This is a genomic window from Metapseudomonas cellulosilytica, from assembly GCF_049334135.1.
GTDB lineage: Bacteria > Pseudomonadota > Gammaproteobacteria > Pseudomonadales > Pseudomonadaceae > Metapseudomonas.
On the sequence record NZ_JBHZGN010000053.1, the window covers coordinates 1 to 5,680 of the forward strand.

The following is a 5,680-nucleotide window of genomic DNA, read 5'->3' on the forward strand; positions in this document are numbered from 1 at the left end:
GAGCGCTCCATGCCCCGCCTGCGCACGTTGTTCTTCTGCGAGGGCCTGGGGGATGAGCCGAATTGGACAGGGCCTGTCGGACGTCTGTCGCTCGAGGAATTGCAGCGGCAGATCCCCGACTTCAAAGATCGGGAAGTCTTCACCTGCGGCCCGAAAGGCTACATGGATGCGACCAAAGCTTTGCTGGGCGCTGGCGGCTTCGACCTGGGCCGTTACCACCAGGAAAGCTTCGATATCAATGCAGAAGTCAGTGTCCAGCCGGTGCCCGCGGAATCAGCGCCCGGTCAGGACCAAGATACGTTCACCGTGCACTTGGCGCGTTCCGGCAAGACTTTCACCATGAGTGCAGAACAGACCGTACTAGCTGCGGCAAAGAAGGCCGGCGCGATCGTGCCTTCCTCCTGCAGCCAAGGCGTCTGTGGCACCTGCAAGACCGCCATACTCGAAGGTACCGTCGAGATGAAGCACAACGGTGGTATTCGTCAGCGTGAAATCGACAAGGGTCTGCGCTTGCTTTGCTGCAGTCGGCCAACTTCAGACTTAGTCATCGACCTCTAGCTCAGGGCGTCGCTGCCAGCGGCCTAAGATGCTTCACCATGGACCTATTTGCCCGCTGATCGAGGGTCACCTGTGCCGGAGGGCGCGGGTGGCCCGCTCAGGTGAATCAGGAGATACCATGGCACTGCACCGTGGCTCGCTCGAAGATGTCCCCTGAACCTCCGCTTCAACCGGCTTTTCAATTACCGCTCAGCTCGCGCCTCGTCCTTTGGCGGGACGTCCTCAGTCTGTCGGCACGCCTCGATGTCCGCTCGCCAGCAGGCCAGCCCGTCGGTCCTGGGTACTGCAAGCGCATAGCGGCTACGTTCGGCTTGGAAGCAAAGGCTTCGGCATGCAGTGGAAAGCCTGGTCCTGGCTCTAATTCTGTTCGTCAGTAGCTGAGCAGTTGCTAGCGTGGTCTTCCAAGTCGTCTGCGCTGATCGGTGCGTACTGGCCAGTGGCAAGGGTATCTACCACCGGATCAAATCCATCATATGCACGGGACTCCTGGTGCAGATCAATTGAAACAAGCAAGCGCAATTAGGAATATCCAGGGCGCTCAGGCGATCGCATGGCGTGACGTTCCTTGTTGGTGCGAGTTGACCTTCTTTGTGCTCGTTCGAGCATGGCGCAAAGGGCAAGCCAAACGCCCTATATTTCATGATTCGGCAAGCTGTCTGATTGAGTATTCATTCACAGAATGCTGTCGCGATCCGTGCTGCGCTGAACTTTTTCGTGCTCACGGGTGGTCTATTAAGTGTGAGCCAGCAACCAAGCCTGCTAATGGCGGCACATACTGACATAAGTACTGAGTGTGTTTTAATTACGTCGGGCTGGCGAGCCTGGTCAGTGAGGGAAAATAATAGAATTGGGCGTTTCCATTATATCAGGGCTACTTTGTTATAGATAAATTCCCCTTGTGGATAGCGGTAAGTTGCCTGGCTCTGCGGATCAGGCAAGAACCATGATTCGCCCGAATCATGGCATGCAGGGCTCAGGTCACAAGCCTGGTTTTGCGCACATCAATATTGCCAAGCCTGGCCTCATTGGCCTCGGCGACACTGCCAAAAGTAGTGTCGCCATTTTTTTATGGGTAGAAATGACTTTACGAGCGGTCCCCTGTGTATCTGATAAGCCCAACGCGATGTCGATGGGAACGTCAAGGAGAACAAAGAAAAGATGACTATCAGACATAAGCTTGGTTGGGCGTTTTCTCTCGTTGCGGTTTTGCCTGCGGCACTCATCGCTCTACTGGTCATACTGAATGTGCGAAATGAAGCGCAGGATGAGTTTATAGCCAGTAGCTCGAGAGAAATGCGACAGGTTGAAAACTCCATGCAGTTATTCTTCCAGTCCATCAGTCAAACTGCAGATTTTCTTGCCAGCTATCCACTATTGCAGAACGCAGATGGAAATCTGAAGAAATATACCGGCGAAGATCCTTCGCTAATTCCCTTGGGTGATCAGGACAAGCAGATCTTTGAGCTGTTCGAAAGTATCGCCACCAGCCATCCTGATTACGCCTACATCTACCTGGCCACATCTGACGGCGCTACCGTTCCATGGCCGGCCAGTTCCGACCTGAAGAATTACGATCCTCGAAAACGCCCCTGGTACCAGGCTGCCATGGCTGCAAAGGGGAAGACAACCCGCAGCCCCGCGTACTACTGGGCCCAGGATAACGTGGCCTTGGTTGGGGTAACCCGCAGCTATGCGAACCGCTTAGGCGAGGAGGGCGGGGCCATCACCATCGACGTGTCCCTTAAACAGCTCACCGAAACGGTTAAGCAGATCAAGCTCGGAGAGTCCGGCTACGTCATGCTTGTCGAAGATACCGGAACCGTCTTGGTCGATCCCAGCCAGCCTGCCCATAACTTCAAGAAGCTGGCGGAGCTGGGTGGCGAATACACCCCACTCGCGACAGCCAAACCTGGCCTTACGGAAATTGTGCTTCGAGGTGACCGATACCTTGTGAACGTCTGGCATTCGGATGCGTTTGGCTGGACCTTCATAGGGCTGGTGCCAGAAAGCGAGGTTATGGCCAGTGCCACACAGTTGACCTGGCTCATACTGGCGATTGCCGCCGTACTAGCGATTTCGTTTGCCCTCCTAGGCGGGGTAGTTGCTGGATTGATCGTTCGACCAATCCAGCACGTCACGGAGGGGCTTGAAGACATTGCGCAGGGCGATGGAGATCTTACCAATAGTCTTGATGTGAAGGGACGTGATGAAACGGCGGAGCTCGCGAATTGGTTCAATGAGTTCTTGGGTGTCATCCGTGGCCTAATTCAGCGAATCAGTACTGCCGCCAGGCAGCTGATTGACACGGCTGGCCAGTCGATGCGCGTTGCAGCCGATGTGGCGGAAGCTGCGAACCGTCAACGCGAATCTGTCGATTTAGTTTCCACCGCTTTCCACGAAATGCTGGCTACGGCAAATGATGTCGCTCGTTCCTGCAATCAGGCTGCGGAGTCCGCCGATCAAGGGCAACGCGATGCTTGGACAGGGCAACGGCAAATAGACTCCGCGGTGCAAAGCGCTGGTCGTCTTAGTTCCGAAATTGTCCAGGCTGCCGATTCGATGCAGCAGTTGGAGAAGGACAGCAACGGAATCCAATCCATTCTCGGGACGATTCGGGCAATCGCCGATCAAACGAACCTGCTGGCCTTGAACGCGGCTATCGAAGCTGCGAGGGCAGGGGAGCAGGGACGGGGCTTTGCTGTAGTTGCAGATGAGGTGCGGGCCCTGGCGAAACGGACTGCCGATTCGACGGAGGAGATCGACCAATTGCTGGGGAATCTGTCCCTTCGAACTCATCAGGTGAGCAAGCAAATGTACGCAAGCCTGGATGTCTCGCAGGGGACCCTGAGCAGTATTAGCGATGCCCGCTCCAGCTTCGAGCTGATCCGTTCCTCGGTAGACGTTGTTCGAGATATGACCGCTCAGATCGCCACCGCTGCCGAACAACAGACCAAGGTTGCGGAAGATATAGGTCTGCACATCAGTCAAATCCATTCGGATGCCCAACTGGTGGCCGATCTGGCTGATTCAGCCCAGGTCAACTCCCAGTCGCTCGCTATCTTGTCTGGCGATTTGAACGGTTGGATCGATCGCTTTAAGACGTGAGTTTTCTTGGAGGGAAAAGAGTTCAGGATCCGCTGGGGTACTTTTTGTGTCGGGCATCTAGCTCCAGCGGATTCTGTCCCCCCTAAAGCCTTGAGTGACACGCATCAATCGCCTTTCCGTCAGTCCATTCCTCGTCGTATTCCCTATGACGCGAGTATCGGACTACTCATGCCCCTCAGTTTACGGACCACCGAGTAGTTCAGGTCTTTGGATGCGCTTGCAATCAAGAAATGGGCACTCTACTGAAGTGCGCCTTGCTTTAGTGGTCACATTAGACGTGGCGTGTTTGCGTGTCCGAGCGCAGCGGACACTTCTTGACTAGCCGCGAGCAGGGCCGCAAGGAAGGCTTCCTGAGCAAAAGGGCTGTCCATCACGGCATCCGGTCCGGACAGGTTGACAGCGGCTACTACTCCCCCACTGTGGTCACGGATGCCGGTCGCAATCGCAGTGGAATAATCGGAACGGTGTAACACCCAGCCGCGTTCCCGGTCCTGGGCGATCAGCTGTTGCAGTTCAGGCAGGGTGCGCGGCGCCGGCGGCGGGTAGTCGTCCAGGCGCACGTGCTGGTAGAGCTGGCTCAGATCGATCTCGTCCAGCGCCGTCAGCAATACACGGCCCAGTGCCGTGCTGTGGCAGGGCAGGCGGGTGCCGATGGGGATGTTCACAGTCAGTCGCTGGGGCGCGAAGGCGCGATACAGATACAGGCTGTCGGTGTGTTCGCGGATGCTCAGGTGACAGGACAGCGAGGTGCGGTCGCGCAGGTCATTGAGATAGGGCATGGCCACTTCGACGATGTCACGACTGGCCAGGTAGGCGAAGCCGTTGGAAATCACCCGCGCACCCAGCTCGAAGGCATTGCGGCCGGCCTTCTGCAGGTAACCCATATCCACCAGCGTCTGTACGATGCGGTAGACGGCCGAGGGGCTGACCTCCAGGCGCTCGGCCATCTCGTTCATGCTCAGGCTGCGCTCCCGCGCATTGAACATGCCGAGGATGGTCAGTCCGCGTTGCAAGGCGGGTACGCGGTAGTCCGCTTCCCGTTCCGGGGTTTCGATGGCGGTCATAGAGACTCCTTCGAGCAGATAGACTCTTGTCGCGAGGCGTAGGTTGGGCCGAGCTCGGCGAAGCCCAACGTCCGATGTGGGGCTTCGCGTCGCTCGGCGCCAACCTACGAAAGCAAGGCTTCCAACGACACCGGCTGTCCGCCGAACTCGTCCATGGCATCCAGCATGGCGCTGTGGAAGTAGTCCAGCGATGCGCGGTCGCAGAGGATATGGAAGCGCGGCAGCTCACCGGTGCCGGCGTTAATCACGATGACGTTGAGACGCGCCGCCGAGGTCTGCGCCACCGCTCCAACAGGGAAGGCTTCCGGCCGGAGGTCCACGCCGCAGACCTTGGCCATCACCTCCGCTACGTGGCGCCCAGAGAGTTGCAGCCAGGCGTGGCTGTCCTGGCGCGGCAGCAGGTAGTTGCCGCTGTCGCCGAGTTGCCACCCGGCCTCTTCGGCAGCAATGCGTTCGCCGCGGTCGGCCAGGCTGCCCAGCAGCAGGTACTCGGTCTGCGACAGGCGCGCCACCAGTGCGCCGTCCTCCTGCGTCAGCGCCCGGTTGGGCGCCTCCGGCAGCTGGTAACCGCGTTCGTTCAGAAAGGCGGCGGCGTCGATGCCGCGAAAGCCCACGCGCGGCAGGTCGGTGAGGTCGATGAGCGCGCAGCGCTCGATGGGATTGAGGCTGGTCATGGCTCAGAGCTCCTGGCGCTTGTTGTCGGGATCGAAGAAGGGCAGTTGCACCACGGTGGCCTGGACCACCTGGCCGCCCTCGACCCGGATAGGGATCAGCGAGCCCGGCTCGGCCTGGTCAGCACCGGCGTAGGCCAGGCCGATGATCTGGTCGAGGGTGCCGGAGTACTCGCAGGAGGTGACGTTGCCGCTGATGTCCGGGCCGTTCAGCACCAGGTGGCCTTCCAGCGGTTGCGCGCTGCCCCTGGGCAGGGTGAAGCCCACCAGCTTGCGTTTCAG

General features: G+C 58.5%; 5 protein-coding genes. 2 read left to right on the forward strand and 3 right to left on the reverse strand.

All coding sequences use genetic code 11. The features are described 5' to 3' along the window. Both ACFW0H_RS29965 and ACFW0H_RS29970 read left to right on the forward strand, forming a co-directional pair. The coding region (locus ACFW0H_RS29965; protein WP_422917461.1) for a flavin reductase family protein at positions 1 to 558 on the forward strand (558 nt) is incomplete at its 5' end. Between the two features lie 1,158 nt (positions 559 to 1,716). Beyond that, complete coding sequence (locus tag ACFW0H_RS29970) at positions 1,717 to 3,663, forward strand: methyl-accepting chemotaxis protein (RefSeq protein ID WP_422917462.1); 1,947 nt, start codon at positions 1,717 to 1,719, stop codon at positions 3,661 to 3,663. Positions 3,664 to 3,929: 266 nt separating this feature from the next. Here the strand turns inward: ACFW0H_RS29970 and ACFW0H_RS29975 are convergent, their stop codons facing one another. The 3 genes from ACFW0H_RS29975 to ACFW0H_RS29985 all read right to left on the reverse strand — a co-directional run. Beyond that, positions 3,930 to 4,727, reverse strand: a complete 798-nt coding sequence (locus ACFW0H_RS29975) for an IclR family transcriptional regulator (protein ID WP_422917463.1) — start codon at positions 4,725 to 4,727, stop codon at positions 3,930 to 3,932. A 104-nt stretch (positions 4,728 to 4,831) separates the two neighbouring features. Beyond that, positions 4,832 to 5,401: a sarcosine oxidase subunit gamma gene (locus ACFW0H_RS29980; protein WP_422917464.1), complete on the reverse strand. Its 570-nt coding sequence runs from the start codon at positions 5,399 to 5,401 to the stop codon at positions 4,832 to 4,834. A 3-nt stretch (positions 5,402 to 5,404) separates the two neighbouring features. After that, the coding region (locus ACFW0H_RS29985) for a glycine cleavage T C-terminal barrel domain-containing protein (RefSeq protein WP_422917465.1) at positions 5,405 to 5,680 on the reverse strand (276 nt) is incomplete at its 5' end.